Source organism: Rahnella sp. 1L-D-7-B-C2 (assembly GCF_057290995.1).
Genome location: NZ_JBXAVQ010000002.1, coordinates 112,676 through 138,241 on the forward strand (window position 1 = coordinate 112,676; position 25,566 = coordinate 138,241).

The window sequence follows — 25,566 nt, forward strand, 5'->3', positions numbered from 1 at the left end:
GGTTATTTTTCGCGAAACGCAATATTATAACATCCGATTTGTTCTGCAAGACCCAATGACATGCCCACTTTAGCGACGCTTAAAAATATTTCGGTAACTTTCGGTTCCCGCCGCGTGTTGTCCAACATCTCGCTGGCCCTGCAACCGGGTAAAATACTCACCCTCCTGGGCCCGAACGGCGCGGGGAAATCGACATTAGTGCGCGTCGTGCTTGGCCTGATTGCGCCAACCGAAGGCACGATGACCTGCGAACCCGGCTTACGCATCGGCTACGTTCCGCAAAAAATTCACCTTGATCCCACCATGCCGCTGACCGTCAGCCGCTTTATGCGCCTGAAACCCGGTGTCAAAAAATCTGACATTTTGCCTGCGCTGAAACGCGTTCAGGCTGCGCATCTGCTGGATCAGCCAATGCAAAAATTGTCCGGTGGTGAAAATCAGCGCGTCCTTTTGGCACGGGCATTAATGAACAGCCCCCAGTTGCTGGTACTTGATGAACCGACGCAGGGCGTCGATGTCAACGGCCAGTTGGCGCTGTATAACCTGATCGACAGCCTGCGCTGCGAACTGGGTTGCGCCGTGCTGATGGTGTCGCATGACCTGCATCTGGTGATGGCGAAAACTGACGAAGTGCTGTGCCTGAATCAGCACATCTGCTGTTCCGGCTCACCGGAAGTGGTCTCCACCCATCCCGAATTTATCGCTATGTTTGGCAACCGCGGCGCGGAACAGCTGGCGATTTACCGCCACAATCACAACCATCGTCACGATTTAAAGGGAAAAGTCATTTTGCGCAACAGCGGAGGTCGTGACGCATGATCGCTCTATTATTACCAGGCTGGCTGGCCGGTGTTCTGCTGGCGATCGCCGCCGGTCCGCTGGGCTCTTTTGTGGTCTGGCGCAGAATGTCCTACTTCGGTGATACGCTGGCGCATGCATCATTGCTCGGCGTGGCATTTGGCCTGTTGCTGAATGTGAATCCGTTTTATACCGTGATCGCCGTGACCCTGCTGCTGGCGGTGGTACTGGTGGCGCTGGAACGTAAACCGCATCTGGCAGTCGATACCTTGCTTGGCATTATGGCGCACAGCGCACTTTCGCTCGGTCTGGTTGTGGTCAGCCTGATGTCCGGCGTGCGAGTTGACCTGATGGCGTATCTGTTTGGCGATCTGCTGTCGGTTACTTACAGCGATATCTGGATGATCGGCATTGGCGTAGCCGTCGTGATTGCGGTCCTGTGCTGGCAATGGCGTTCGTTGCTCTCCATGACCATCAGCCCTGAGCTGGCGCACGTTGACGGTGTGAATCTGCAACGTTCGCGGGTGATTCTGATGATGGTCACGGCGCTGACCATCGGGCTGGCAATGAAATTTGTCGGGGCGCTGATCATCACCTCCCTGCTGATTATTCCTGCGGCCACCGCCAGACGCTTTGCCAAAACGCCCGAACAGATGGCGTCGGTCGCCGTGGCTATTGGGGTTGTGGCCGTCACGGCGGGACTGACGTTTTCAGCGTTTTACGATACGCCAGCAGGCCCTTCTGTGGTGCTCTCGGCGGCGGTGCTTTTTATGTTGAGCCTCGGCAAAAAACAGATCGCCTGACGCAAACATCAGAAACAAAAACGGACGCCACTGAGCGTCCGTTTTTGTGGGTACTGCCAGGGTTCTACGTTTCCTGATCCTGTTCCTGCATAGCCTCACGCCTCGCCTGCCGCCAGTGCATTACCGGCGACACCGTCAGCCCGTGAACAACCACGCTGGCGACAATCACCGTAAACGCAATATTAGTCATGTAACCGGCTTCGGCGCCCTGCAATCCGTGGGTGTATGCGTAGGCGATGTAGTTCATGCTGCCGATCCCGCGGATCCCAAACCAACCAATCATCAGCCTTCGTCCGCGTGGTACGCGCATTCCAAAGGTGGTGATGTACACAGAGAGTGGACGGATCACGATAAACAGTAACGCGGCGAAGACTAATCCCATCGGTTCCCAGTGCTCGGCCAGTGTGATACCCAGCACCATCACAATCCCGGCGGCGAACAGCCGTTCAATGGTGTCACCAAAGGAGAGCGCATCCCCGACCATCAGCCCGATAGAGTTGGTCGGTCTTTCCGCCGACATCGAATGACGCGTATGCGGATTCACCATCCCTTCCGCCGGCGGCGGTCGGGTGCCTTCAGTGAGATCGTCCGGCGGATTCAGTGTCACCACCCGCACCTCGGCACTGCGCAACCCGACGCCGGCAGCAAACGCCGCCAGGAAGCCGGAGGCATCCAGACTTTGCGCAGCAGCGTAACTCAACGCGATGAGCGCCAGCGCCAGAAAGTCACTGGGGGCAACTGAACGCTGACGGCTGTGAAAACGCGTGGCACTCAGCCCGACCAGCCGCCCCATGGCATAGCCGATCGCCAGACCGCCCAGCAAGGCCCAGACAACATCCCGCCAGGCCCAGTCCCAAATGGCCGCCGAGGACAGACCGTCGTGCGCGGTAAATAACATCAGCGCCAGCATCAAAATCGGCAGCGCCGAGCCGTCGTTCATCCCTGCTTCGCTGGACAACGCCACACGCAACCCGTCGTCATCATTCGCGTCATTCACCGCAATCATGCTGGCCAGTACCGGATCCGTAGGTGCAATGATCGCCCCCAACGCCAGTGCTAACGGCCAGGAGATACCCGCCAGATAATGCGCCAGCGCGGTAACGCTCAGCACCGTCAGCAACATCGCCGGGAACGCAAGTAAGGCACCAACACGCCAGCTCTGCGAGCGGAAAGGCAATCTGAGTTTAAGACCGGTTATGAAGAGCGAGGCGGCCATCGCGATTTCTGTGAACCGCGCGGTCAGCGTCGAATACTCCACCAGATCTACATGCAGCAGATTCAGCACCCACGGCCCGCAGACAATCCCTGCAGCCAGATACAGTCCAAAGGTGGTCACCGGCGCACGCGAAATCCAGCCTGATGCCAAAGACATAATTAACAGCAGTCCGCCGACTGCCGCCGTCCATCCTAAAAATCCCATGTAAGCTCCCTGAAAAATAACATCTTTCAAGCGTAGTACATCGGAGCCAACCGGCATGGCCGGGCACAAAAGGCGCGGCACAAGCAGTTAGCCTGCGCTAAGATTGATGCCTGACTTATGCAAAAAGGTTCTTCAAAAATGATTAAATACAGCGTGTTATACCCAAATATCGAAAACGGAACTTTTGATCACGATTACTATCGCAATGTGCATTTGCCGCTTATCAAAGAGAAGATGGGAGAATATTGCCACTCCTACGCCATCGATAAAATTCAGGACAATGCCCCGGCGGACACGCCTTTTATCGCGGCGTGCCACATCTACTGCAACTCAATGGAAGACTTCGAGAAAGGCATGAAAGACCACGCAGCAGAGTTTGTGGCTGACGTAGCAAACTTCACTAACATCGAACCTGTTAAGATGATTTTCGATGTAGTTGTGTGATTTTTCGTTAGTTCTGTGAAATAAAAAAAGCCATTCCCGTATTCAGATACGGATAATGGCCTTTTTCACTGAGACGCAGAGGATGTGTTGTGTCGTTTTATTTGCACTAAAAATATCAGTTTGATTTTGTTAATAATTTTTTGATCGACGTACTTGGCTCCCGCTTAATCGTGTGTAAAAACTCCTGAGCTTTATCATTAGCCGCATATTCCGCACTGACACCGAAATCCTGCACCATCGCCCACTTTTCGAACATTGCCTCATCACATTCACGCATGAACCACAGCATTCTTACCGCCGTCACCGCCACCTGTGGAATTTGCGTCACCGTTCCGTTAATCCACTTATTTAAGGTGCTCCGTGGCAGTCCCAGCAGAATACATAACGCGGGCTGATCGATGCCGAGCCTTTGAACGTAGTCCAGGAACTCATTTGCGTTATCTGCCATTGCCTTACCTCCTGTTTTATAAAACCACACTCATTCTACAGGAATCTCATAGAGATTTCATCCTGTCGCTATTCGCTACTAAAATTATTGAATAGGATTCATTCAGACACGGAATTTAGTGCCCATCAGCTACAAATAAGCGCGCTAAGTGAAACAATTTCATGTAGCGGTATAAGCTTACGTTTCTTGACATAAGTCAAACATGCGGTGAATGCGTGAAGCAAGTCACATTCACAATATGTATGATTTAAGCAGAGAGACAATTAAAGCGTTCTGGAAGCGCATTAATTTGTCGCTAACAGAGACTTATTTCATTGTGGGAAAAAACTCATGAAAGCACAGCTTACAGAACGCAACACTCAAATCATTGCGGCTTACACTGCGGGAAACACAAACAAACAGGAATTAGCGCGTTACTTCAGGGTGTCGGCTTCGACTATTCGGCGTGTGCTGGCGGGTGCTGCAATGGCTGTGTCTTTGGTTCCACTGGCTCAGGCGAGTTTGCTTGATGATATTAACAATAACGTTAGCTATCAGGAATTCACGGAAAAATGGGAAAGCCTGACATTAAGCCAGCAGAAAACGGAGCGCGAAATTCTGCGTGCTGCGGGTGAAGAGAATCGTTTACAAGATCTTAGGGACAATGTGGCCATACATGCGCCCGATGCCATTCCGCAAGCTACCCCACAGGTAACGCCGACCGCAACCCACGCTGATGCACCACGCGACGGGGTTGATGGTCGCGATGGTAAAGACGGTATTAATGGTGTGGATGGCAAAGACGGTACTAATGGCCTGGACGGCAAAGACGGCGCAAATGGTGCGAACGGTAAAGACGGTGAGAAAGGTGAGAAAGGTGAGAAAGGTGAGAAAGGTGAGAAAGGTGAGAAAGGTGATACGGGGTCAGCCGGTCAGAATGGCAAAGATCTGACTGAGAATCATTACTCCCGGATGAATTCCGTCGCAAGCGCTGCCGCAATTCACGTTCAACAAGACGAGATCGACCAAAACAAAGCCAATCTGGACGCTGTAAAAGATACTGCAGTTCAGGCCGCTGACGAGTCAAAAGCTGCGAAAAATGAAGCACAGAATAGTGCCATACAACTTCAAATGGTTCAGAGCGATAAGTATCAGCGCATGGTGCAGGCCAAAACACAGTCGGAAATTGATGCTTCCACTCAGATGACTGAAAACAAAGTGACTCAAGCCCGCCAGGCATCAGAGAAAAAAGCGGCAGAAGTTGCAAACCAGCAGAGGATTGAAAGCGCCCATTACAGTGTGCAGATCCAGTCTCTCACACAGGTCCAGCAAGAACAGCAAGGTGAAATCTTGTCTGAGTCCCACAGCCGCGCAGTGGGCGATGCGCAGACGCTCAGCCAGGCCAATGACTACACGAATAAGAGATTCTCTGACCTGAAATCTCAGGTTGATGACAACAAAGATCAGGCGAATGCAGGTACCGCCTCCGCGCTGGCGGCTACCGGTATTCCGCAGGTAGAAACAGGGTCTGATTTCATGGTCGGCGCAGGCGCCGGAACTTATGGTAACCAGTCCGCCATCGCCGTTGGTGTATCGGGACACCTGACGGCAAAGACGGTCACAAAACTGGCTGTTTCCGGCGATACGAACAACGGTTTTGGAGCATCTGCCGGCATTGGCTGGAACTTCTAATTGTTCATGCGGCGGGCTCGGTTCGGGCTGGCCGCCTTTTATGTGAGAAATTAATATGACTAAATTTTTGGTACTGACTGCCGTAGTTCTGCTCGCCGGTTGTTCATCCCAGGCCTCAAGAATGGCCGATTGTCAGGCTCAGGGGGTGTCTCGCGATGCCTGTTATATCGCTGAACAAAATCGCCAGGCCACTATCACCGCCGCTGCCGAAAAACAGGCGATGGAAAATGCCGCTAAACAGTATGCGCAGGCGACGTCAAAGGTCGTTAAAGTCCGCATCGCCGGCGTCGCGTTGAAAATCTATCCTGCCGATAAGCAGTGCTATGTCGATGGCGTAGCTGCAGCGATGACCGAAGATAACGATGATGCGACCACCTATCAGCAGGGTTTATACGATGTTATCCATTACAAACGCGCCCACAAAATTGTGTTGCTCAATAAAGGACAGATTGTCGGGCGGGCCAAAGGATGAAGAGACACCATTCTGACCAGTTCCGTCACCTTCCCCCTGACCAGCAATACGCTTGCCTGCTGATGCTAAAACGCCTCGAAGAAACTGAGCTGCCTGCCGGTGTAAATTGCCTGGCGTTTTCGGTCGTCATGCAAAACGGTCATATGGCCACCCTAAGCAAATTTGATGCAAAACCGGATGAAGTCTCCGTGGTCGTGAGTTGGGATAAGGACCGTCAACTCACACAACCCCTTCCGCTCTGAACAGAAAATAAAAAACGCAATGAATGCATGACGAAGGATGAACCATTACTGATGGATGTTTTAGATTTAACACGGCACGCCCGAAGTTCTACCGGCGTACTGTTTTTGCACCAGTTAAAAGATAAAGGTTTCGTGTATCGCATCGACAGAGAAGATCTCGAGGAATTAACGATGCGCCTGATCCGCCTCACTCATCTGCGTTATTTCTCAGCGCTGACCGGGCTGCATACGTCAAAGGTTTTTACCGACAAGTCTGAAGCCGCCGAAGCCATGTTCAATTTCATCGAGCAGGCCACGGGGGTGAGGTGTAGGGCTGAAATCATGGAGAACGAATAAAACAACAGAGCATCATCAGGGCAATGACTTTGTAGCTTCACCGGCAGCATTGACGTTCAGTGCAAGACGGTCATACTACACGACAATTGCCCTGATGGACGGCGCTGAGATAGATCCATAGTCTCTGTGATGCTTTATTACGTTCATCTTCAAACACGGTGGAAAGCTTTATGTTTTCACTTAAGAAACCTTTTCCTTATCTCAAGTGATAACTTATGAAAACCACAAAGACTTTAACTCAAGGTCAGCTGAAGAAAGTGCGCAGGCGTGGACGTCTGGCGGCGATGACACCTGCTGAACGCAAAGCCAATGACAAGCACAGAGCGGAGATCAAAGCGCAGGCAAAAGCGCAAAAGACCTCGCCTGTCGCCAACTCCCACTTCAATGCCCAGCAGAATGTGAATGAAGCAGGTCGGGAATCAAATCCGGTCGTTATCCCCGCAGACACTTCAGACAATTATCAGGGAAAACCGGCTGTTCATCTTACGGGCGAGGCCGACCGTCGGACTCTCGCTTATCGCCCCCTCATCGCGGTACAAAAAGTGCAGGGATCCTTCGCTCAGGATGAGGAAAAAATACCCGAACCCTATCACTATAAACCTCGCAAAGTACGTGCGGGTACAGAGGGGAATTTTGACCGTTATTGGAACGAAGCGGTAAAGCAGAAGCTTAATCCTTACGTGTACATTGAAGAAATCACTGCACGGCGTAAGGCAGAAAAATTGAATAAACATCCCGCTAAACCAGCCACTCACCTTTCTTAAATCCATTGCCCTAATTAATTGAAGAGTCTGTTCAAAAATTTGCGTTTGTATCTATGCTGACATGCGGGGAGGATGGAATCTCTTGCTCAACAAGTCGCTGACCATCGCGCAGGAGTCAGTTTGGGATTTCTCAACGAATTTTTCACGCGCATTTTCGGGACGACGTCCGCTGAAAATACGCAACGAACGACACCTCATGAGGAGTTAAAAATGGCAAAAGTACTGGTTCTTTATCATTCCATGTATGGGCACATTGAAACGATGGCGCAGAGTGTCGCAGAAGGTGCACGCAGCGTCCCCGGGGTTGAAGTGACGATAAAACGCGTACCGGAAACCATACCTGAAGAAGCGTTTAAAGCCGCAGGCGGCAAGACCGGCCAGACCGCGGACATCGCCTCGCCGGGGGAACTTGCCGATTACGACGCTATTATTCTCGGCACGCCAACCCGTTTTGGTAACATGACCGGCCAGATGCGTAATTTTCTCGATCAGACCGGCGGACTGTGGGCGAAAGGCGCACTGGCGGGTAAAGTCGCCAGCGTGTTCACCTCGACCGGCACCGGTGGCGGACAGGAAATGACCATTACCTCCACCTGGACTACCCTCGCCCATCACGGCATGATCATCGTCCCTATCGGTTACACCACCCCTGAACTGTTTGATATCTCGCAGGTTCGCGGCGGCACGCCTTACGGCGCATCAACGATTGCCGGTGGCGACGGTTCGCGTCAGCCAAGCGCCGAAGAATTGCGCATTGCGGTGCATCAGGGTAAACATGTGGCAGCCATCACCAGCAAACTGGTGAGTTAATATTTCAGCACCCATAAGGCGCAGGTTCTGCGCCTTAAAATCCCGTTACCCGTAAATCAATCGCGGATGGAGATGACGAATCGGCTTTACATTATCGATGTGGGTCAGCGGGATCACTACACGTTCCTTTAGCCTTTCTCCTTTAGCCTTTCATTAATCCAAAAAAAACGGCCCATGCGGACCGTTTTGTCACTGACGGAAGATGACTCCCGTTTGAATCATTAACCACGCGATGCAATGATGTTTTCCGCGACGTTGCGAGGTGCCTCGGCGTAGTGGTTAAACTCCATGCTGTAGGTTGCACGCCCCTGCGACATGGAGCGCAAAACGGTGGAATAACCGAACATCTCAGAGAGTGGCACTTCGGCTTTGATGATTTTACCGCCGCCGCCCGCAATCTCGTCCATGCCATGAACCGTGCCGCGACGGGAAGATAAATCGCCCATCACGCCACCGGCGTACTCTTCCGGAGTTTCCACCTCCACTTTCATCATCGGCTCGAGGATGACCGGATCCGCCTGCCTGGCCGCTTCTTTGAATCCAAAGATGGCCGCCATTTTGAACGCCATCTCCGAAGAATCGACCTCATGGTATGAGCCGAACGTCAGCGTAACTTTCACATCCACCACCGGATACCCGGCCAGAATGCCGTTGTTCAGCGCTTCCGTGACGCCTTTTTCGACGGCCGGAATAAACTCACGCGGTACCACGCCGCCCTTAGTAGCATCGGCAAACTGGAAACCCGTCCCTGCCGGTAACGGTTCAAGCGTAAAGACCACGTGGCCGTATTGCCCTTTACCGCCGGACTGACGCACAAACTTACCGTCCACATCTTTGACCGTTTTACGCACCGTCTCGCGATACGTCACCTGCGGTTTACCGATGTTGGCTTCAACGCCAAACTCACGTTTCATGCGGTCAACAATAATTTCCAGATGCAACTCGCCCATCCCGGAAATGATCGTCTGACCGGACTCTTCGTCAGTCCGGATTCGGAACGACGGATCCTCTGACGCCAGCCGCGAGAGCGCAATGCCCATCCGTTCCTGATCGGCTTTGGTCTTCGGTTCGATGGCCTGCGAAATCACCGGTTCCGGAAATTCCATGCGCACCAAAGTAATGATGTCGGTCGGATCGCATAACGTTTCACCGGTGGTGACATCCTTCAGCCCGACGCACGCCGCAATATCACCGGCGCGGATCTCGTCGATCTCAATCCTGTCGTTGGCATGCATCTGCACAATACGGCCGATGCGTTCTTTTTTTCCGCGAACCGGGTTATAAACACTGTCGCCTTTTTTCAGCACGCCGGAATACACGCGTACGAACGTCAGCTGACCGACGTACGGATCCGTCATCAATTTGAACGCCAGCGCCGAGAACTTCTCGCTGTCGTCAGAATGGCGGAAAATGTCGTTACCGTCTTCGTCAGTGCCCGCAATCGGTGGAATATCCAGCGGCGAAGGCATCAGTTCGACCACGGCGTCGAGCATGCGCTGTACGCCTTTGTTCTTGAAGGCACTGCCGCACAGCATCGGCTGGATTTCACCGGCGAGGGTGCGAATACGCAGACCCTCGGTGATCTCGTCCTCGGTCAGCGCACCCTCTTCAAGATATTTATCCATCAGCGCATCCGTGGCTTCGGCAGCGGCTGAGACCATTTTCTCGCGCCACTCTTCTGCCAGCGTCTGCAACTCAGCGGGGATCGGCGCGTAGCTGAACGTCATACCCTGGGTTTCGTCATCCCACAAAATGGCGCGCATTTTGCGCAGGTCGACCACGCCGGTGAAATGCTCTTCGCTGCCGATCGGGATAACAATCGGAACAGGATTGGCTTTCAGGCGGTCGACCATCATCTGGCGTACACGAAAGAAATCTGCGCCCTGACGATCCATTTTGTTGACGAAGGCCAGACGCGGCACTTTGTATTTATTCGCCTGACGCCAGACGGTTTCAGACTGCGGCTGCACGCCGCCGACCGCGTCATACACCATCACCGCGCCGTCGAGTACCCGCATGGAACGCTCCACTTCAATGGTGAAATCCACGTGCCCCGGCGTGTCAATAATGTTGATACGATGTTCATCAAACGAATGATCCATTCCGCGCCAGAAACAGGTCACAGCCGCCGACGTTATGGTGATGCCGCGTTCCTGCTCCTGAGCCATCCAGTCCGTGGTCGCACCGCCGTCATGCACTTCGCCCAGCTTATGGTTCATGCCGGTATAAAAAAGAATACGCTCGGTGGTGGTGGTTTTACCTGCGTCGATGTGTGCTGAGATACCGATATTGCGGTAGCGCTCGATTGGCGTTTTGCGAGCCATATAACGTCCTTACTGGTTGATGGCTAAGTTGGCGGGAAGTGGTTTCACGGCCCGTCACAAAGTTCTGGGTTGTCGATCATAAGTAATAAAATTCTTAACACGGAGAGCATACTACAATTGTACGAGTATATTCGTACAATTAGTTTTTTCTATCGATGAAATTGGCCTGGAGCCTTCGCGTTGTACAGCGGCGAAGGGATAGGCTATATTGCGCGGCCGCCGATAAATGCACCTTAATGAGGATAAGCCAATGATAGCCAACCACCCTGAGCGCGAGCAGATCCGGCTCGAAAATGTGCTGACGGCGCTGGGAAATCCGCTGCGCCTGGCGGTTGTTCGCACGCTGGCCAAAGGCGGTGAACACCCTTGCGGCACCCTGTTGCAGGGTTTATCGAAATCGACGCTCACTCACCACTGGCGCGTGCTGCGTGAGAGCGGCGTGATCTGGCAACGTCCGGACGGACGCGCGAACTTACTCTCTTTGCGCCGCGAAGACCTCGACGCCCGCTTTCCCGGCCTGCTCGATTCCCTGCTAAACGCCATCGAATCCGACGGCATCACGCTGGAATCCACCCAGAAGCATATCTCCGGGCAGCACCTTTAAGTGCCGCTAAGCTGTGATTTCAACAACTGGCAGAACGTATTAATTATAGACGATGCGTGACTGTCCTCCCGGCGGGCGAGATACAGCGGCGCGCTCAGTTGTGTGCTCGCTGCCAGCGGCAGAAAAACTACGCCGTCGCCGCCCAGCCGGGTCATAGATTCCGGCACAATCGAAATCCCCAGCCCTGCCCCCACCAGACTGAGGCACGACGTCAGCCGTGGCGCTTCCTGCACAATGTGCGGGCTGAATCCGGCGCGGACATACGCGGCAAGGATCGCATCATACAGCCCTTGCCCCGCCCGCCGCCGGTATAAAACGAAAGGCTCGTTGCTAAGATCCTCCAGCTTAAGCGGCTGCTCAGCAGGTTGTGCCGCCAGCCGGTGTCCGGCAGGCACCGCCACCCACATCGGCTCTTCCAGCACTTTTTCCATCACCAGCTCCGGCATGTCTTTCACCCGCATACGCACGAAGGCGACATCCAGCTGCCCGGCGACCACCGCCGACAGCAGTTCCCCGCTGCCGTTCTCTTCCAGCTGCGTGCTGACCGAAGGATAAATCTCGCGATAGCGCCGCAAAAGCGCGGGGACAAAGGTATGCAGCGCGGCGGAGCTGGTGAAGCCGATGCGGATCCGCCCCTGCTCGCCGAGCACAGCTCGCTGCATGGCCGCACTCAGTTGCTCGGCGCGTGCCAGCACTGCGCGGGCTTCGTGCAGCAACACTTCTCCGGCTTCGGTCGGGATCACCCCGCGTGGCAGACGCTGTAACAGGGGCACGCCGAAATCCTGCTCAAGCGCCTGCAACAGGCGGGTCAGCGGCGGTTGCTGGATAAACAACAGTTCGGCGGCGCGGGTGATACTTCCGGCTTCCACCACGGTGACAAAGGCGTTCAGACGTTTCAGTTCAATCATTGCCATACTCTCCGGGTATCTTTCACCACTATTATAGGCATTAGACATCATGGCATGTCCGCGCGCATCATCCTTATGAAATTTATGCCTTTGGCGTGTTTGGATACTATTGTTGGGAGAGTGGGAAAATGGCCGATTTATCGCAGGAAAAAATAATGCTCGATACCGGTAATGACACTGCGCCGCAGCCTGACTGCGGACAACTGTTTATGGGGTTTTTTGTGCTCGGGCTGACCGGGTTTGGCGGCGTGCTGCCGATGGCGCGCCACATGCTGGTGGATAAACGCCGCTGGCTGACGGCGGATCAGTTCACTGAATTACTCGGGCTGTGCCAGTTTTTGCCGGGCGGCAACATCATCAATTTGTCAGTCGCCTTAGGAATGGAGTTTCGCGGGCTACGCGGCGCGCTTTCCGCCATTCTCGGGCTGATCCTCGCCCCGACGATTTGCGTGGTGTTACTCGGCCTGGTGTATGCGCGCTATCAGAATGAGCCGATGGTGGAGCATTTGTTCGCCGGTATGGCGGCAGCGGCGGCCGGTTTACTGCTTTCGACCGGCATCAAAATGCTCAGCCCACTGCGTGGGAAATGGCTGCAACTGGCGGTGGTCGCCGCGGGCATCGTCGCCATCGCCCTGTTTCGTATTCCGATGTTGCCGGTCATGCTGGTGCTGGCGCCGGTCAGTATTTTCATCTGCGCAAAAGGGAAATTCTGATGACAGTTCTCTTCTCTCTTGCCCTGTTATTTACCGAGCTTTCCCTGCTGGCCTTCGGCGGCGGCAACACGATTTTGCCCGAAATGCAGCGTGCCGTAGTGGACGTGCATCACTGGATGAGCGCGCAGGAGTTCAGCGCCCTGTTTGCGCTGGCACAGGCGGCACCCGGCCCGAATATGATGATCGTACCGCTGATTGGCTGGCAGGTGGCCGGATGGTCAGGGTTGCTGGTGTCATCTCTGGCCAAGTTCGGTCCGTCTTCCATTGTGACGCTGATCGTCATGGGTGGCTGGAAACGCTACAAAGACCGCCCGTGGCGGCAGGTTATCCAGCGCGGGCTGGTGCCGGTCACCGTCGGACTGGTGGTATCGAGCGGGTTGCTGATCGCCGAAGCGTCGGCCACCACCGCGCTCATGGGCGGCATCATCATTGTGTGTACCCTGCTGGCGATGAACAAACGGATCCATCCGCTGTGGGTGCTGGCAGTGGGCGCGTTGCTGGGGCTGCTGTTGGGGTAGATGTTGGGGAAAAAGAAAAGGCTGCCGTTTGGCAGCCTGAATCATTCGAACAGGATAACTTAAGAACAGAACACGCGTGCTTCACGTGGGGTATAGATACCGAACGTTACCAGACCCAGAAGACCGTTAACAAAAGTCTGTTGAGTTTCAACGCGAACGACTTTATCTGCACCACCGCAAACTTTCGCAGCATCGATGGATTTCTTCTGACCAATACCGCTGACGAAGAAGTGATGCGTGGTCACTTGCTTAGGCGCAGTGGCAATACCCTGACCCATGTTGAAAGTTTGCTGCGCACAGCCGGATAACAGTACGGCAACGGCCGCAGCAAAAATAACTTTTTTCATGACAATCCCTTATAGAAGACCCAAATGGCCATTAAGAACCCGTTTCAGCCTGCCGGTACGCTCTTTTTATAAAAAACGACACAAGCGGCAGGCTAATTTTGGTTATCGGAGAGTTTACGGAAATATTTAGGCAAAAGAAGTAAATCATCGCAAATAATGTGGATTTTTAATTGCGAACTTGATCGCAACATCTCTCCGGCAAATAGAGTATTAATCCGATATTGAGTATCTATATATATCAATCATTAAGGATGATAATGAAAATTAAACCTCTTAGCCTCGCCGTTACTGCCCTTCTGCTTTCAACTACTGCCTCTGCCGATAATACTCAGCCCGAACTCAGTCAGCGTGAAGTGACGCTGCTGACCGTCGATGGCCTGCAGTTTAAAGATCTGAATCATTCCGGAAAACTCGAACCCTACGAGGACTGGCGGCTTACGCCACAAGAACGCGCAGCAGATCTGGTCAAACGCATGACGCTGGAAGAAAAAGCGGGCGTGATGATGCACGGTTCGGCACCGACGGCCAACAGCCCGATCGGCGCAGGCACACATTATGATATGGCCGCCGCGAGAAAGATGATCGAAGGCGCCAAAGTGAACAGCCTGATCACCCGGCTGTCAGCGGACGACCCGGCAGTGATGGCGGAAGAAAACAACAAACTCCAGCAAATCGCCGAAACCACGCGGCTGGGCATTCCGGTCACCATCAGCAGCGATCCGCGTAACTCGTTCGAATATCTGATTGGTGCCAGCACCTCTTCCGGCAAGTTCACCCAATGGCCGGAAACGCTGGGGCTGGCCGCGATTGGCAATGAGAAAGTCACCCGCCGCTACGCCGATATCATCCGTCAGGAATATCTGGCGGTCGGCATCCGCGAAGCTCTTTCTCCGCAGGCGGATCTGGCCACCGAACCGCGCTGGGCACGCATCAGCGGCACTTTCGGCGAAGACCCGACCCGCGTTCATAATATGGTGCGCGGCTACGTCGAAGGGATGCAAAACGGCGCAGACGGCCTGAATCCGGGCAGCGTCATTTCGGTCGTCAAACACTGGGTCGGCTACGGCGCGGCTGAAAACGGTTTCGACAGTCACAATGTTTACGGCAAGAACGCCGTGTTCCCCGGCAACAATCTCAAAGAACATATTTATCCGTTTACCGGCGCGTTTGAAGCCAACGTTGCCAGCGTCATGCCGACCTACTCAATTCTGAAAAATGTCTCCATCGAAGGCAAACCGCTGGAGCAGGTGGGCGCAGGCTTCAGCCATCAGCTCCTGACTGATATTTTGCGCGGACAATATGGCTTCAAAGGCGTGATCCTCAGCGACTGGCTGATCACCAGCACCTGCGATGACGTCTGCATCAACGGCGCGCCGGAAGGCACGGAGCCGGTACCGGGCGGAATGTCGTGGGGAGTCGAAGATCTGACGCCGCAGCAGCGATTCGTCAAAGCGGTGAAGGCCGGTGTCGATCAGTTTGGCGGCGTCACCGACTCCCAGCTGCTGGTCAGCGCGGTGAAAGAAAAACAGCTGACGCAAGTACGCCTGAACGAATCGGTGATGCGCATTCTTGAGCAGAAATTCCAGACCGGTTTGTTTGAAAATCCTTACGTCGATGTGCAAAAAGCGGTGCAAACCGTCGGACGAGCTGACTGGCAGAAAGAAGCCAACGCCGCACAGGGGCATTCGCTGGTGCTGCTGCAAAATTCCGGTGATGTATTACCGCTGAAAAAAGGCCAAAAAATCTGGCTATACGGTATCGCACCGAAAGCCGCCGAAGCTGCCGGTTTTACCGTGGTTGATTCGCCGGAGAAAGCCGACGTGGCCCTTATCCGCGCGCAGACCCCGTATGAAAAACTGCATCATGCGTGGTTCTTTGGTAAACGTCATCACGAAGGATCGCTGGAGTTTACCGGCGATAATGCAGATTATCAGGCCATCGTAAACGCAAGCAAACATGTGCCAACAGTTGTGACGGTGTATCTCGATCGCCCGGCAATTCTGAGCAACGTGAAGGATAAAGCCAAAGCCATCGTGGGGAATTTTGGCGTCAGCGATGCCGTGCTGTTTACCCGCCTCACCAGCGGCGAAGCCTTTACCGGCAAACTGCCGTTCGAGCTGCCGTCCTCTATGGACGCGGTGCTAAAACAGCAATCAGATATGCCGCACGACAGCGAATCTCCGCTGTTTGATATCGGGTTTGGGCTGGCGCGCTAGTTCCTTCAATAATCTGCGCCGTCACGGCTTTTGTCGTGGCGGCGTATCTTCTGACAATTATCTGCACTGCCATTCATCCCCCTTTACGCTGATCACATCCCCGAACATCCCCTCCGTTTCGCTCAAACAAAAACCACAAAACCCATGATTTTCATGCGGATAAAATGTAGTCACTTCACACTTTTTGAATAAAGTTCACTTGAATTTGTAAAATAATAATGATAACAATTATCATTAAGTTTAACATTCGTCTCGTTTTCGTAAATACCCAGCCTTTTTTTGGCCGGGCTTTCGTGCGGAACGTGGTTGGCTTCTGGGTTTATTTACACACGCATCAATTAATTACCCGATTATTGATCGGGTTATTTATAGGGATTATTACTATGTTGTTGGCTTTTCCCCTCAAACGCTCGGTGCTTTTGTGCGCCATGGCCGTGGCCGTTCCGGCTTCCTCTTTGGCCGCAGAAGATACAGTGGTTATCAAGGCATCACAGGCTGATACCGCTGATGCTCCGACGCAGGGTTACAGTGCAAAAACGTCGAAAAGCGCGACCAAAACCGACCAGCCGTTAATCACTACCGGCCAGGCTGTTTCCGTCGTGACCCGTCAGCAGATGACCGATCAGAACGCTACAACGGTCAACGCCGCGCTGAACTATACGCCGGGCGTTTTCACCAACTTTGCCGGTGGCGCAACGCGTTATGACACCATCTCCCTGCGTGGCTTCCACGGCGGCGACGTCAACAACACCTTCCTTGATGGCCTGCGTATCCTGAGCGATGGTGCGAGCTATAACTCCATTCAGGTCGATCCGTGGTTCCTTGAACGTATTGATGTGGTGAAAGGCCCGTCCTCTGCCCTTTATGGCCAGAGCATTCCCGGCGGTGTGGTGGTTGAAACCACCAAGCGTCCGCAGTTTGCCGAAGAGGGCCATTTCCAGCTTTCCGGCGGCACGCAAAATACCAAGGGCGGCGCATTCGATTACACCAATGCGATCAACGACCAGTGGGCATTCCGCCTGACCGGTATGACCCGCAGCAGCGACACCCAGTACGATCACCAGCGCGAAGAGCGTTATGCGATTTCCCCGCAGCTGATGTGGCAGCCAGATGAAAACACCTCGCTGTTATTACGCGCCTACCTGCAAAAAGACCCGTCCGGCGGTTATCACGCTGCCGTGCCCGCTGACGGTAGCCTGTATGGCCAGAAACTGAGCCGTGGTTTCTTCGACGGCGAAACGGATCGCAACCAGTTCAAGCGCTGGGAGCAGATCTACAGCTACGAATTCCAGCACGCGTTTAACGACGTCTGGTCATTCCGCCAGAACGCTAACTACACCCATTCAAATACCGAACTGGATCAGGTGTATCAGGCAGGCTGGAACGCGGATCGTACGCTGATGAACCGTTACTATTCCGGTGAAAAATCTTCTCTTGATACCTTCGCGATTGATAACCAGCTTGAAGCCGATTTCGCCACCGGCGAACTGGCACACAAAGTGGTGCTGGGCTTTGACTATTCTCACTTCGTGAATGACCTGAAATCTGATGGCGCAACCGCCGGCACGCTGAACCCGTACACTGGTGTCGGCATCGACACGCTGGATTACTACAGCCACTCACGCGGCAAAAACCGTTACGAGCAGATGGGCACCTATCTGCAGGACGAAATGAGCTGGAACAAATGGTTCCTGACCCTGTCAGGCCGTTACGACACGCTGAAAACCGACAGCCGCAGCTACGAAAGCATCTACGGCACCGACAGCCACAGCGAGCGTAAAGACAGCCACTTCAACAGTCGCGCGTCACTGCTGTACGCCTTCGATAACGGGATTTCTCCTTACGTCAGCTACAGCCAGGCGATGACGCCATCTGCCCTGCCGGGCGCAGACGGCACGTTGCTGAAACCGATGCAGAGTGAGCAATACGAAGCCGGGATCAAATACCAGCCGGTAGGCACGTCTGACATGTACACCGCGGCACTGTATGACCTGACGCAAGACGACGTGGGCAACCGCGTAGTAGTCGGCAGCTATTACGAGCCAGCAGGTAAAATCCGTTCGCAGGGTCTGGAGCTGGAAGCCAAGAAACAGGTGACCGAGCGCTTCAACGTGATGGCCGGTTATACCTATAACAAAGTGCGTATTCGTGACGCGGCACAAAATAATGGCAACACGCCATATGTCACGCCTAAGCAAATGGCATCTATCTGGGGTCAGTATAAGACGCCAGTGGGTGTGGATCTGGGTGCAGGTGTGCGTTACATCGGTACACAGTGGGCGGATAATGAGAACACGCAGCACATGCCTTCCGCTACGCTGGTGGATGCTTCGCTGCGTATGAATCTGGTGCAGTTTAACCCGCAGCTGAAAGGCGCCTACGTGCAGCTGAACGCCAATAACCTGTTCGATAAGAAATACGTCGCAGCCTGTTATGGCACCAGCTATTGCTACTGGGGTCAGGAACGTACCGTGGTTGCAACCGTGGGTTACGATTTCTGATAGCTGAAGTGATTGATGGTTTTTTCCCTCCCCCTGCACAGGGGGAGTTGGAGCAAATCGCCTGGAGACGCTTTCAGACCGTCGGCAAATTTAACAGACGTAAACATCGCAAAAATTAATACAGATTTACCTCCCCTCCCCCAAGCCGCCATCCCAGGCTGACCGGCGTTATGCAGACACTGCGACTAAGTGAAAATGAAGCGCCAAATATTGGAAGCTATAATATTATTCTTAGTGGTAAAGGAGAGCCCGAAGGCAGGAGCGTGTTTTGAACGTGGAGGATATTATTAAGAATCAATGGAGTGTGTTCGAAGAATTTGAGGGAATTAATCCAACCTGAACAATGTTGTCGCAAAGGATCAATACGGTCAGTATGGCATCTGCCTGACACAATAATAAATAAGGGATTTTAATGTTGCGAAAATCGACTCTGATGACTTTACCTTTGCTGACAACGGCGGTATTCCTGCTGACAGGATGTCCCCCACCACCGGATATCACACAGTGGCAGCGTCCTGATACAGACATCGACGGCGTGCGCGTTGCGATGGGTAAATGCGGTGTGCAACTCCCTGGCCCCGATATTACTAAAACAGATAATGAGTCAGTTCTGTATTATCAATGCATGGAGAATATGGGGTTTACCCGTAAAGACGGATTCAAAATTTGTAGCATTCCTATTTACCATGATACACCAGCCTGTATCCAGCAAGGGCAGGGTCATCCCTTAAGTCAGCGCCAGCTGGAGGCGCTGCCTTTTGTCGCAGACAGAGGGTTCCATCCTATCAAGCCAGATTCTGGCATAAGCCCGTTTTCCCTGATTACCTGGCGTAAAAAGGGAGCTTCGCAGCATTTTTCTCATGAAGTTGAAAACGACAAACAAGCGCTGGCGGTGATGTATCAATGTGGTTATCCGCAACCATTGGGCTCAGTGCCTTACGTGCCGACGTTACGCAAAGCTGCGGATGTTCAGCAATGCATGCTGGATAAAGATTTCGAGCCCAAATACAAACTCAATCTGGTATGCCGCAATTATCCGCAAGTTACAGGCTGCCCAAAAACATAACTATTTTCTCTGAGATTAGAGGCTATTTTCTCTTCGTATCTCAATGAAAAGATAGGTTCAGCGTTCTTTCTCATCAATCCAGGCAATGAGATCGGCCAGCCTGTTCTCAGAAAACACGGCTATGCCATGTTCAGTAAGCAGGGATGCTGCGACCCCCATACCTGACTTACGCTTGCCGCTAAATGAACCGTCATAGATAAATTGGCTACCGCATGTCGGACTGCCATCGGTTAACAGCGCAGCCGTACAGCCTGACTCCTGAGCGGTACGCAGCGCCAGCCAGGCACCAAGCTGATATTGCTCAGTGACATCTTGCCCGGTAATTTCAAGTATTCTGACCTGCTGCGGCATGACGTCTTTACCTTCAGCAAAAACAATCTCAGCCGGTGGACGTGGCGTTGGCAGCCCGGCGGCCAGTTCAGGACAGTGGATCACAAGACGTTGCTCTTTCTGCCAGTGGTGCAACTGATCGACCATTTGTGCTTTCTCGCTTCCGTCATAGCGTACTTTGAACCCCATAAGGCAAGCACTTACCAGGATTTTATTCATCATCGTTATCGTATATCAGGGCAATTTGAGGCCAGGATTATAACACCTTCGGCTTTATGCACAGACTTAGCTGTGGCAGTGTCAACAGGCAGTTGAGACCAAAAAGCAGATGTCCATTTTGCAGCAAATAAGATTTAAGAGTGTCTGGATTATCCATAGTGAATACAAAGGGACTACTCATGAATATTGTCATCACGAACATTACCCCGGATAACCCAGGATTTGGAGAGTTAAAAGCTGAGAGCATGGCTGCTGGATTTAACATGCTACGCAGACTGGAAGAAAACTGGCTGAGCGGGCAAAATCGTTTTGATAAGCCGGGTGAGAAACTGTCAGGTTTTTATGCCGACGGATTACTCATCGGCGTGTGTGGATTAAATCAAGATCCTTATATGCCTTCGGTTGGCGCCGGACGACTCCGTCATCTCTATGTAGGAATTGAATGGAGAAGAATGCAGGTGGGTATCACTCTACTCAGGGCGATGCTGGCAGGTTCAGGCCGCTGGTTTAATTTTATCAACACAAACGCGCCTCAGTCCGCATTCAGCTTCTATGAACGTGCTGGTTTTATTCCGCTAGCAGATACCGATAAAGTGACCCACCGTCTGTATCTTGAAGACATCTAATTTTGATTATCTGACCTGCTGTCAATTGATATACACAATGATGTGAATACCGTCCGCTTCCGGCTGTGAGATCAACCGATGGATGTAACACGATGATTGAACCGCTCTGCTGTCCTTCTTTGGCTCTACGGCAGGCCGACTGGGCTAACCGGTAAAGCCTGCAAGCTTCATAGAACCGTCAGAAGCGGCATTTCGGGCCTGTCGGCTGGGATCTCACGACAATGGAAGATAATACTGCAATCGTAAATCTGGGAGGGGCCGCCAGGAGCGGATGTTCTGGATAAAAATTATAGACACCATAAAGAGCACAGCTTTTAACAAAACTGCTCCACGGCGCAATAATTCGCTATGATGAGAAAAATGAAAAGGATATCAAAGATGAAAACAGTCGAATTTTTGCTGTACACCCTAAAACCCGGCACCGGGAAAGATTTCCACCGAATCATGACGGAGGAGAGTGCTCCGCTTCACCGTTCAGCGGGTATGGATATTATTTCTTTTGGTATATCAGCCCATGACGACGACGCATACTATCTGATCAGAGCTTATGACAGCCTCTCCCAGCTGAAATCCTCTCAGGAATTTTTTTATAACAGTGAAGAATGGCGTCTTGGCCCCCGGCAGGCCATTATCGATAGGATCAGCGTCAGCGTTAAATCGGTTCTCACGCTTAGCAACAGTGCAATTGAGAGTTTACGATCCAGTTAATTGTGCAGCTATGTACAATATAGCCACATAAGCGGCATTTTTATTGCCTGCCATTACATTCTCGCGCTATCTGGACACAACACTCCGTCTGTTCAATACAGGCCGACCGCCCGTCACAACAAAATCTTTAAGTAGAACTTTTAATACATGCCTGAGCTGTTCACCCGGTGTCTGGGTATCTAACCGGCAGCTATGCGCGTAAAAGGTTACTGGCTTCATGCTATATTCACGTTAAAGCAATAAAACGACTTTTTGGGAGCAATTATGTACGGACCGGATCCCGCTGATACACATCCAATGCAGGGTTTTCCACAGGTTTGTTTCATCAAAAACACCGTGACAAATCCCAACATCATTATCGGTGATTTTACTTATTATGATGACCCAGAGGACTCGCAAAACTTCGAGCGTAATGTTCTCTATCACTTTCCGTTTATCGGTGACAAGCTGATCATCGGTAAGTTTTGCGCGATAGCAAAAGGTGTTCAGTTCATTATGAATGGGGCTAATCACAAAATTGATGGCTTCTCTACTTTTCCGTTTTACATCTTCGGAAACGGATGGGAAAAAAGCATGCCTCAACCCGGCGATTTACCATACAAAGGTGATACGGTGATTGGTAATGATGTATGGATAGGTTATCAGGCGATGATTATGCCAGGCGTTAAGATCGGCAATGGAGCTATAATTTCAACGCGTTCCGTGGTTACTTCAGATGTCCCTCCATATGCAGTTGTGGGCGGCAATCCCGCAAGAGTAATTAAGAAACGTTTTACTGATGATATTATTCTAGCTCTGGAAAAATTGGCGTGGTGGGACTGGCCTGTGGAACAGATTACACGGAAACTTACGGCAATAACGTCCGCGAATATTAAAGCATTGCTCGATGAATAGATTTTGCCGTTTGGTCATTCCATATCAAGAGATGCAACGTCCCCCTTCTTTAAGGATAGCGTTGCATCGCCCCGTTGAACTCACAGTACAAAGCAGACATGCGCGCGTTAATGGCCCGCTGTGAGCGAAAAGCGGACTTTACCCAGTAGTTGATTTACGGTTTCTGAGACGTTGAGCTCGCCGCGTTTATGCCAGTTCAGCCCGAAGTGAGTTGTTTCCCTGGCCTCTTAACTAGTATTTTAACCGAAGCGCAATATTATGTGACGTGCCCTGGTTTTTTATTGGTACAGGGTTAATTTATCCATTTTGTTTCAATTCACGGATGCCTTCAGGCCAGCTTTTTACCGGTGCGTACCCTAATTCTCGTCTTGCCTTAGCCGTATTGAGAGTCAGTGACTTCCCTATCAACTGTAGCATTTGTCGCGTTAGAGGCGACTAGCCCTGGGCTTCTGGCGAGATAATCGTCAAATTTACAGACCCAACTCCGACAGACCCGGATGGTCATCCGGGCGACGCCCCAAGGGCCAGTGAAACTTGCGGTCACCTTCTTTGATAGGCATGTCATTGATACAGGCGAAGCGACGGTGCATCAGGCCATCTGCTTCAAATTCCCAGTTTTCATTCCCGTAAGAACGGAACCAATTACCTGAATCGTCACGCCATTCATAAGCGTATCGAACAGCAATGCGGTTGCTACCAAACGCCCACAACTCTTTAATGAGACGATACTCAAGTTCTTTGTTCCACTTACGCGTGAGGAATTCTTTTGCTTCTTCACGATTATTTGCAAACTCTGTTCGATTACGCCATTTGGTCTCCAGTGAGTACGCCAGCGATACTTTTTCGGCATCGCGGCTGTTCCAGCCATCTTCAGCGAGCCGAACTTTCTCAGTCGCCGATTCGTGAGTGAAAGGTGGAAGTGGCTGGCGAGTGTGTTTATCGGACATGGTAAAGCCTCCCGCAAAATTGGATATATAAATAGAAACAGTTTTGTTACTCAGGCCTTAAGGAGAGACCTGTTCCAGCAAACGTTCCGCAACTTCCCTTGCACTGTCGGCGGCGCTGCTATCGCCCATCACATAGGAGAGGGTGATTGCGCCCTCTATCAGAATCAGCAACTGTTTGGCCAGAACGACAGGTTGCTCAATGTTTAATTGCTCCGTGAGATCGAGCGTGTAATCCAGCAATTTTTGTTTATGCTGCTTTGCTATCTGACGAATGGGGTCGTTATGATCACCAACTTCTCCGGCTGTATTTATAAAAGCACAACCACGAAAGCCTTCTGAATCAAACCATCCCCTGAGCACACTGAACATATTCAAAATGCGCTTCTGAGGAGTATCACCTTTATCAGATTCAGTTCTGAACCAGTGCATCCAGCGTTCATCACGTTCTTTCAACGCGGCGGCCACCACGTCATCCTTGTTAGCGAAATAGCGATAAATACTTTTCCTTGCTACGCCTGATGTCTTGACCAGAAGGTCCATGCCCGTGGCATGAATTCCATTCCTATAAATCAATTGCTCAGCGGTAGTCAGGATTTTTTCGCGGGTATCTGTTGGCTTATTGTTCATGAGACGAAGGTAGAACGATCGTTCTTCATGGTCAACAGTTTTTTTGAAAACAAGTATAAAAATGAAAAATACAGTCTTTGAGGGTTAACGAACGGGCACTCATTTATAAATAGAGCGTGATTTGAAAATGTCCCCTTTTGGCACACAGCAGACAAACACGTAACACCGGGGTTTAAGTCTATGAAGACGGCTTACGCCACAATTGAAGGTATTGAGGTGATGCATGCACTAAGCAAAGATCAGGCTTCCCTTTTTTATTATGGTGATCTGCCGGGCGAGAAGCGTCTGATGAGAAAAACACTTGAATTTTAAGGACTTTCAATAACAGAAAGGCTACCTCACCGCGAATTTTCGACAGTGCCATTTATTTCACCCACGCTGTCATCGGCATCACCCGATTCTGACTGTACTAATGCAACCAACCAATCGTATAATTGAATACCGCGATAGTAACAGAGCGGGATTTGTATTTTTTGCGGCAACTTAAGTGAAATTAAAATATAATCAATCTGTTTTTATAAAAATAAATTCCGGCCTCAAATAATAATCACACAATACCTAAGGGAATTAAATGAAGTTACTTCAAGGTTTGTTTTTTATACTGTCCGTTGCGATAACCGGTCAGGCCAATGCCGCCACCACCACGCTGACTGATGTACTGGGAAATAAAATAACCTTAGATACGCCAGTGAAAAGAGCAGTATTGGGATTCTATTTTGAAGATTATATGGCGGTGGGGGGTGAACAGGCGTTTGATCATATTGTCGGCATTTCGCGTGAAGCCTGGCATGGCAAAGTGCCCGCGAACTGGGATATGTATATTAAACACCGTCCTTCCATTGCCGACATTCCGGATATTGGTGAAATCGACCTGCACAACGTGTCGCTGGAAAAGTTAATCAGCCTCAAGCCGGATGTGGTCATTTTAGCCAGCTGGCAGTACGCCGCCTTGAAGTATGAAGTCACGCAGCTTCAGAGTTTGCATATTCCCGTTGTCGTGCTCGATTACAATGATCAGACGGTAGAAAACCATGTAAAATCCACGGAAATAATCGGGGTATTAACCGGCCAGACTGACCGCGCCAATGAGCTGGCCCGGCTTTATAAAAATAACATCACGCTGATTGAAGACAGGATCAAACAGGCAAATCTGCCCAAGCCAAAAGTCTACATTGAGTTTGGTAATAAAGGTCCGGCGGAGTATTCCTTCACCTATGGCGAAAATATGTGGGGCGTGATGCTGCGTCTTGCAGGCGGCGAGAATATAGCAGCGCCTTTTGTTAAACAGTGGGGCGAAATTAATCCTGAGCAGTTACTGGTCGCCAAACCGGATGTCATTTTTATTTCCGGCAGGGAGAACAATAAAGTTGATACAGCACTAGAAATGGGTATCGGCGTCAATGAAGCCGCAGCAAGAGCTAAACTCAACGGGTTCACTCACCGTGACGGCTGGAGTTCATTACCGGCGATTCAGAATGGCAAACTCTACGGCGTTTATCAGGGCGCATCTCGTACGCTGGTCGATTTCACAATGGTACAGTTTATCGCTAAATCTCTTTATCCTGATTTATTTAAGGATATTGATCCGGTGAAAAACTATCACGATTATTACCAAAAATACCTGCCAGTTATGCCGGTGGGCACCTTTGCGTTATCGGCCAGCGGCGTTCAACACTGATTGTTGAATCCCCGGGCATGAGATGTCTGAGGGTGGCATAGCGATAAGGCGCAGAGAGTGTTTTTCGACGCGCGGGTCATGGTGCCATTTTGTCGTAAAAAAGCGGTTAAATGTGAAGGAATTGTGCAGGAC

The 25,566-nt window shown here is 51.7% G+C and carries 27 protein-coding genes and 1 pseudogene; 20 read left to right on the plus strand and 8 right to left on the minus strand.

The annotated features are described in order from the left end of the window. Positions 1-60 precede the first annotated feature (60 nt). Complete coding sequence (gene znuC / locus AC0Z7K_RS04040; RefSeq protein WP_413529580.1) at positions 61-819, plus strand: zinc ABC transporter ATP-binding protein ZnuC; 759 nt, start codon at positions 61-63, stop codon at positions 817-819. Continuing rightward, positions 816-1,601, plus strand: a complete 786-nt coding sequence (gene znuB, locus AC0Z7K_RS04045; RefSeq protein WP_485612986.1) for a zinc ABC transporter permease subunit ZnuB — start codon at positions 816-818, stop codon at positions 1,599-1,601. The genes znuC and znuB overlap by 4 nt, the downstream gene beginning before the upstream one ends. Positions 1,602-1,665: 64 nt before the next feature. Here znuB and AC0Z7K_RS04050 read toward each other — a convergent pair whose 3' ends face one another. After that, positions 1,666-3,021 carry a cation:proton antiporter gene (locus AC0Z7K_RS04050; protein WP_112168056.1) on the minus strand — a complete coding sequence of 452 codons (1,356 nt, stop codon included), beginning with the start codon at positions 3,019-3,021 and terminating at the stop codon, positions 1,666-1,668. 138 nt (positions 3,022-3,159) lie between these two features. On the opposite strand from AC0Z7K_RS04050, the gene AC0Z7K_RS04055 reads away from it, so the two are divergent. Continuing rightward, a complete protein-coding gene (locus tag AC0Z7K_RS04055; protein ID WP_413529582.1) occupies positions 3,160-3,465 on the plus strand; it encodes an EthD family reductase in 306 nt (101 codons plus the stop codon). A gap of 115 nt (positions 3,466-3,580) precedes the next feature. Here the strand turns inward: AC0Z7K_RS04055 and AC0Z7K_RS04060 are convergent, their stop codons facing one another. Beyond that, positions 3,581-3,913 carry a hypothetical protein gene (locus tag AC0Z7K_RS04060; protein WP_112168058.1) on the minus strand — a complete coding sequence of 111 codons (333 nt, stop codon included), beginning with the start codon at positions 3,911-3,913 and terminating at the stop codon, positions 3,581-3,583. A gap of 330 nt (positions 3,914-4,243) precedes the next feature. Here AC0Z7K_RS04060 and AC0Z7K_RS04065 point away from each other — a divergent pair, with 330 nt between their 5' ends. From AC0Z7K_RS04065 to wrbA, 6 genes are all read left to right on the plus strand, one after another. After that, entirely contained in the window at positions 4,244-5,584 is a 1,341-nt protein-coding gene (locus tag AC0Z7K_RS04065; protein WP_485612987.1) for a YadA C-terminal domain-containing protein, read from the plus strand. A gap of 55 nt (positions 5,585-5,639) precedes the next feature. Further along, a complete protein-coding gene (locus AC0Z7K_RS04070) occupies positions 5,640-6,056 on the plus strand; it encodes a hypothetical protein (RefSeq protein WP_485612988.1) in 417 nt (138 codons plus the stop codon). Beyond that, a complete protein-coding gene (locus AC0Z7K_RS04075) occupies positions 6,053-6,298 on the plus strand; it encodes a hypothetical protein (protein WP_413529585.1) in 246 nt (81 codons plus the stop codon). Before AC0Z7K_RS04070 ends, AC0Z7K_RS04075 begins: the two co-directional genes overlap by 4 nt. A gap of 27 nt (positions 6,299-6,325) precedes the next feature. Beyond that, a complete protein-coding gene (locus AC0Z7K_RS04080; RefSeq protein WP_485612990.1) occupies positions 6,326-6,634 on the plus strand; it encodes a hypothetical protein in 309 nt (102 codons plus the stop codon). 215 nt (positions 6,635-6,849) lie between these two features. After that, positions 6,850-7,398 (plus strand): hypothetical protein, encoded by a 549-nt coding sequence (locus AC0Z7K_RS04085; RefSeq protein ID WP_485612992.1) that lies wholly within the window; start codon positions 6,850-6,852, stop codon positions 7,396-7,398. A 210-nt stretch (positions 7,399-7,608) separates the two neighbouring features. After that, complete coding sequence (wrbA, locus tag AC0Z7K_RS04090) at positions 7,609-8,208, plus strand: NAD(P)H:quinone oxidoreductase (protein WP_485612994.1); 600 nt, start codon at positions 7,609-7,611, stop codon at positions 8,206-8,208. A gap of 221 nt (positions 8,209-8,429) precedes the next feature. Here wrbA and fusA read toward each other — a convergent pair whose 3' ends face one another. Then, positions 8,430-10,532, minus strand: coding sequence for an elongation factor G (gene fusA / locus AC0Z7K_RS04095; RefSeq protein ID WP_485612996.1), 2,103 nt, complete (start codon positions 10,530-10,532; stop codon positions 8,430-8,432). Between the two features lie 250 nt (positions 10,533-10,782). On the opposite strand from fusA, the gene AC0Z7K_RS04100 reads away from it, so the two are divergent. Beyond that, positions 10,783-11,136: an ArsR/SmtB family transcription factor gene (locus tag AC0Z7K_RS04100; protein WP_413529590.1), complete on the plus strand. Its 354-nt coding sequence runs from the start codon at positions 10,783-10,785 to the stop codon at positions 11,134-11,136. On the opposite strand, the gene AC0Z7K_RS04105 is transcribed toward AC0Z7K_RS04100, so the two are convergent. After that, positions 11,133-12,050 (minus strand): LysR family transcriptional regulator, encoded by a 918-nt coding sequence (locus AC0Z7K_RS04105; protein WP_485612998.1) that lies wholly within the window; start codon positions 12,048-12,050, stop codon positions 11,133-11,135. The genes AC0Z7K_RS04100 and AC0Z7K_RS04105 overlap by 4 nt on opposite strands. A gap of 149 nt (positions 12,051-12,199) precedes the next feature. Between AC0Z7K_RS04105 and AC0Z7K_RS04110 the strand changes: the two genes are divergently transcribed. Together AC0Z7K_RS04110 and AC0Z7K_RS04115 are read left to right on the plus strand one after the other, a co-directional pair. Beyond that, positions 12,200-12,757, plus strand: a complete 558-nt coding sequence (locus tag AC0Z7K_RS04110) for a chromate transporter (protein WP_485613383.1) — start codon at positions 12,200-12,202, stop codon at positions 12,755-12,757. Next, a complete protein-coding gene (locus tag AC0Z7K_RS04115; RefSeq protein ID WP_413529592.1) occupies positions 12,757-13,275 on the plus strand; it encodes a chromate transporter in 519 nt (172 codons plus the stop codon). Before AC0Z7K_RS04110 ends, AC0Z7K_RS04115 begins: the two co-directional genes overlap by 1 nt. Positions 13,276-13,334: 59 nt before the next feature. Here AC0Z7K_RS04115 and AC0Z7K_RS04120 read toward each other — a convergent pair whose 3' ends face one another. Next, positions 13,335-13,622, minus strand: coding sequence for a Bor family protein (locus tag AC0Z7K_RS04120; RefSeq protein WP_112168066.1), 288 nt, complete (start codon positions 13,620-13,622; stop codon positions 13,335-13,337). Positions 13,623-13,879: 257 nt separating this feature from the next. Here AC0Z7K_RS04120 and AC0Z7K_RS04125 point away from each other — a divergent pair, with 257 nt between their 5' ends. From AC0Z7K_RS04125 to AC0Z7K_RS04135, 3 genes are all read left to right on the plus strand, one after another. Further along, positions 13,880-15,838, plus strand: a complete 1,959-nt coding sequence (locus AC0Z7K_RS04125; RefSeq protein WP_485613000.1) for a glycoside hydrolase family 3 protein — start codon at positions 13,880-13,882, stop codon at positions 15,836-15,838. 383 nt (positions 15,839-16,221) lie between these two features. Then, positions 16,222-18,339, plus strand: coding sequence for a TonB-dependent siderophore receptor (locus tag AC0Z7K_RS04130; RefSeq protein ID WP_485613002.1), 2,118 nt, complete (start codon positions 16,222-16,224; stop codon positions 18,337-18,339). A gap of 412 nt (positions 18,340-18,751) precedes the next feature. After that, entirely contained in the window at positions 18,752-19,405 is a 654-nt protein-coding gene (locus AC0Z7K_RS04135; RefSeq protein ID WP_485613004.1) for a hypothetical protein, read from the plus strand. Between the two features lie 57 nt (positions 19,406-19,462). On the opposite strand, the gene AC0Z7K_RS04140 is transcribed toward AC0Z7K_RS04135, so the two are convergent. Further along, on the minus strand, positions 19,463-19,957 hold the full coding sequence (locus AC0Z7K_RS04140; protein ID WP_485613005.1) for a 2-thiouracil desulfurase family protein: 495 nt from the start codon (positions 19,955-19,957) through the stop codon (positions 19,463-19,465). Between the two features lie 176 nt (positions 19,958-20,133). On the opposite strand from AC0Z7K_RS04140, the gene AC0Z7K_RS04145 reads away from it, so the two are divergent. The 3 genes from AC0Z7K_RS04145 (at position 20,134) to AC0Z7K_RS04155 (ending at position 22,182) form a co-directional block, all read left to right on the plus strand. Beyond that, entirely contained in the window at positions 20,134-20,580 is a 447-nt protein-coding gene (locus AC0Z7K_RS04145; RefSeq protein ID WP_485613006.1) for a GNAT family N-acetyltransferase, read from the plus strand. A 378-nt stretch (positions 20,581-20,958) separates the two neighbouring features. Further along, on the plus strand, positions 20,959-21,288 hold the full coding sequence (locus AC0Z7K_RS04150; RefSeq protein WP_120162486.1) for an NIPSNAP family protein: 330 nt from the start codon (positions 20,959-20,961) through the stop codon (positions 21,286-21,288). Between the two features lie 264 nt (positions 21,289-21,552). After that, entirely contained in the window at positions 21,553-22,182 is a 630-nt protein-coding gene (locus AC0Z7K_RS04155; RefSeq protein ID WP_485613007.1) for a Vat family streptogramin A O-acetyltransferase, read from the plus strand. Between the two features lie 470 nt (positions 22,183-22,652). Here the strand turns inward: AC0Z7K_RS04155 and AC0Z7K_RS04160 are convergent, their stop codons facing one another. Next, positions 22,653-23,129 carry a nuclear transport factor 2 family protein gene (locus AC0Z7K_RS04160; protein ID WP_485613008.1) on the minus strand — a complete coding sequence of 159 codons (477 nt, stop codon included), beginning with the start codon at positions 23,127-23,129 and terminating at the stop codon, positions 22,653-22,655. Positions 23,130-23,186: 57 nt separating this feature from the next. Further along, positions 23,187-23,756: a TetR/AcrR family transcriptional regulator gene (locus tag AC0Z7K_RS04165; protein ID WP_485613010.1), complete on the minus strand. Its 570-nt coding sequence runs from the start codon at positions 23,754-23,756 to the stop codon at positions 23,187-23,189. Between the two features lie 162 nt (positions 23,757-23,918). On the opposite strand from AC0Z7K_RS04165, the pseudogene AC0Z7K_RS04170 reads away from it, so the two are divergent. Continuing rightward, positions 23,919-24,068, plus strand: a pseudogene (locus AC0Z7K_RS04170) (IS6 family transposase); the annotation flags it as partial. Positions 24,069-24,327: 259 nt separating this feature from the next. Further along, complete coding sequence (locus AC0Z7K_RS04175) at positions 24,328-25,434, plus strand: ABC transporter substrate-binding protein (RefSeq protein WP_485613012.1); 1,107 nt, start codon at positions 24,328-24,330, stop codon at positions 25,432-25,434. The last annotated feature ends 132 nt before the right edge of the window (positions 25,435-25,566 follow it).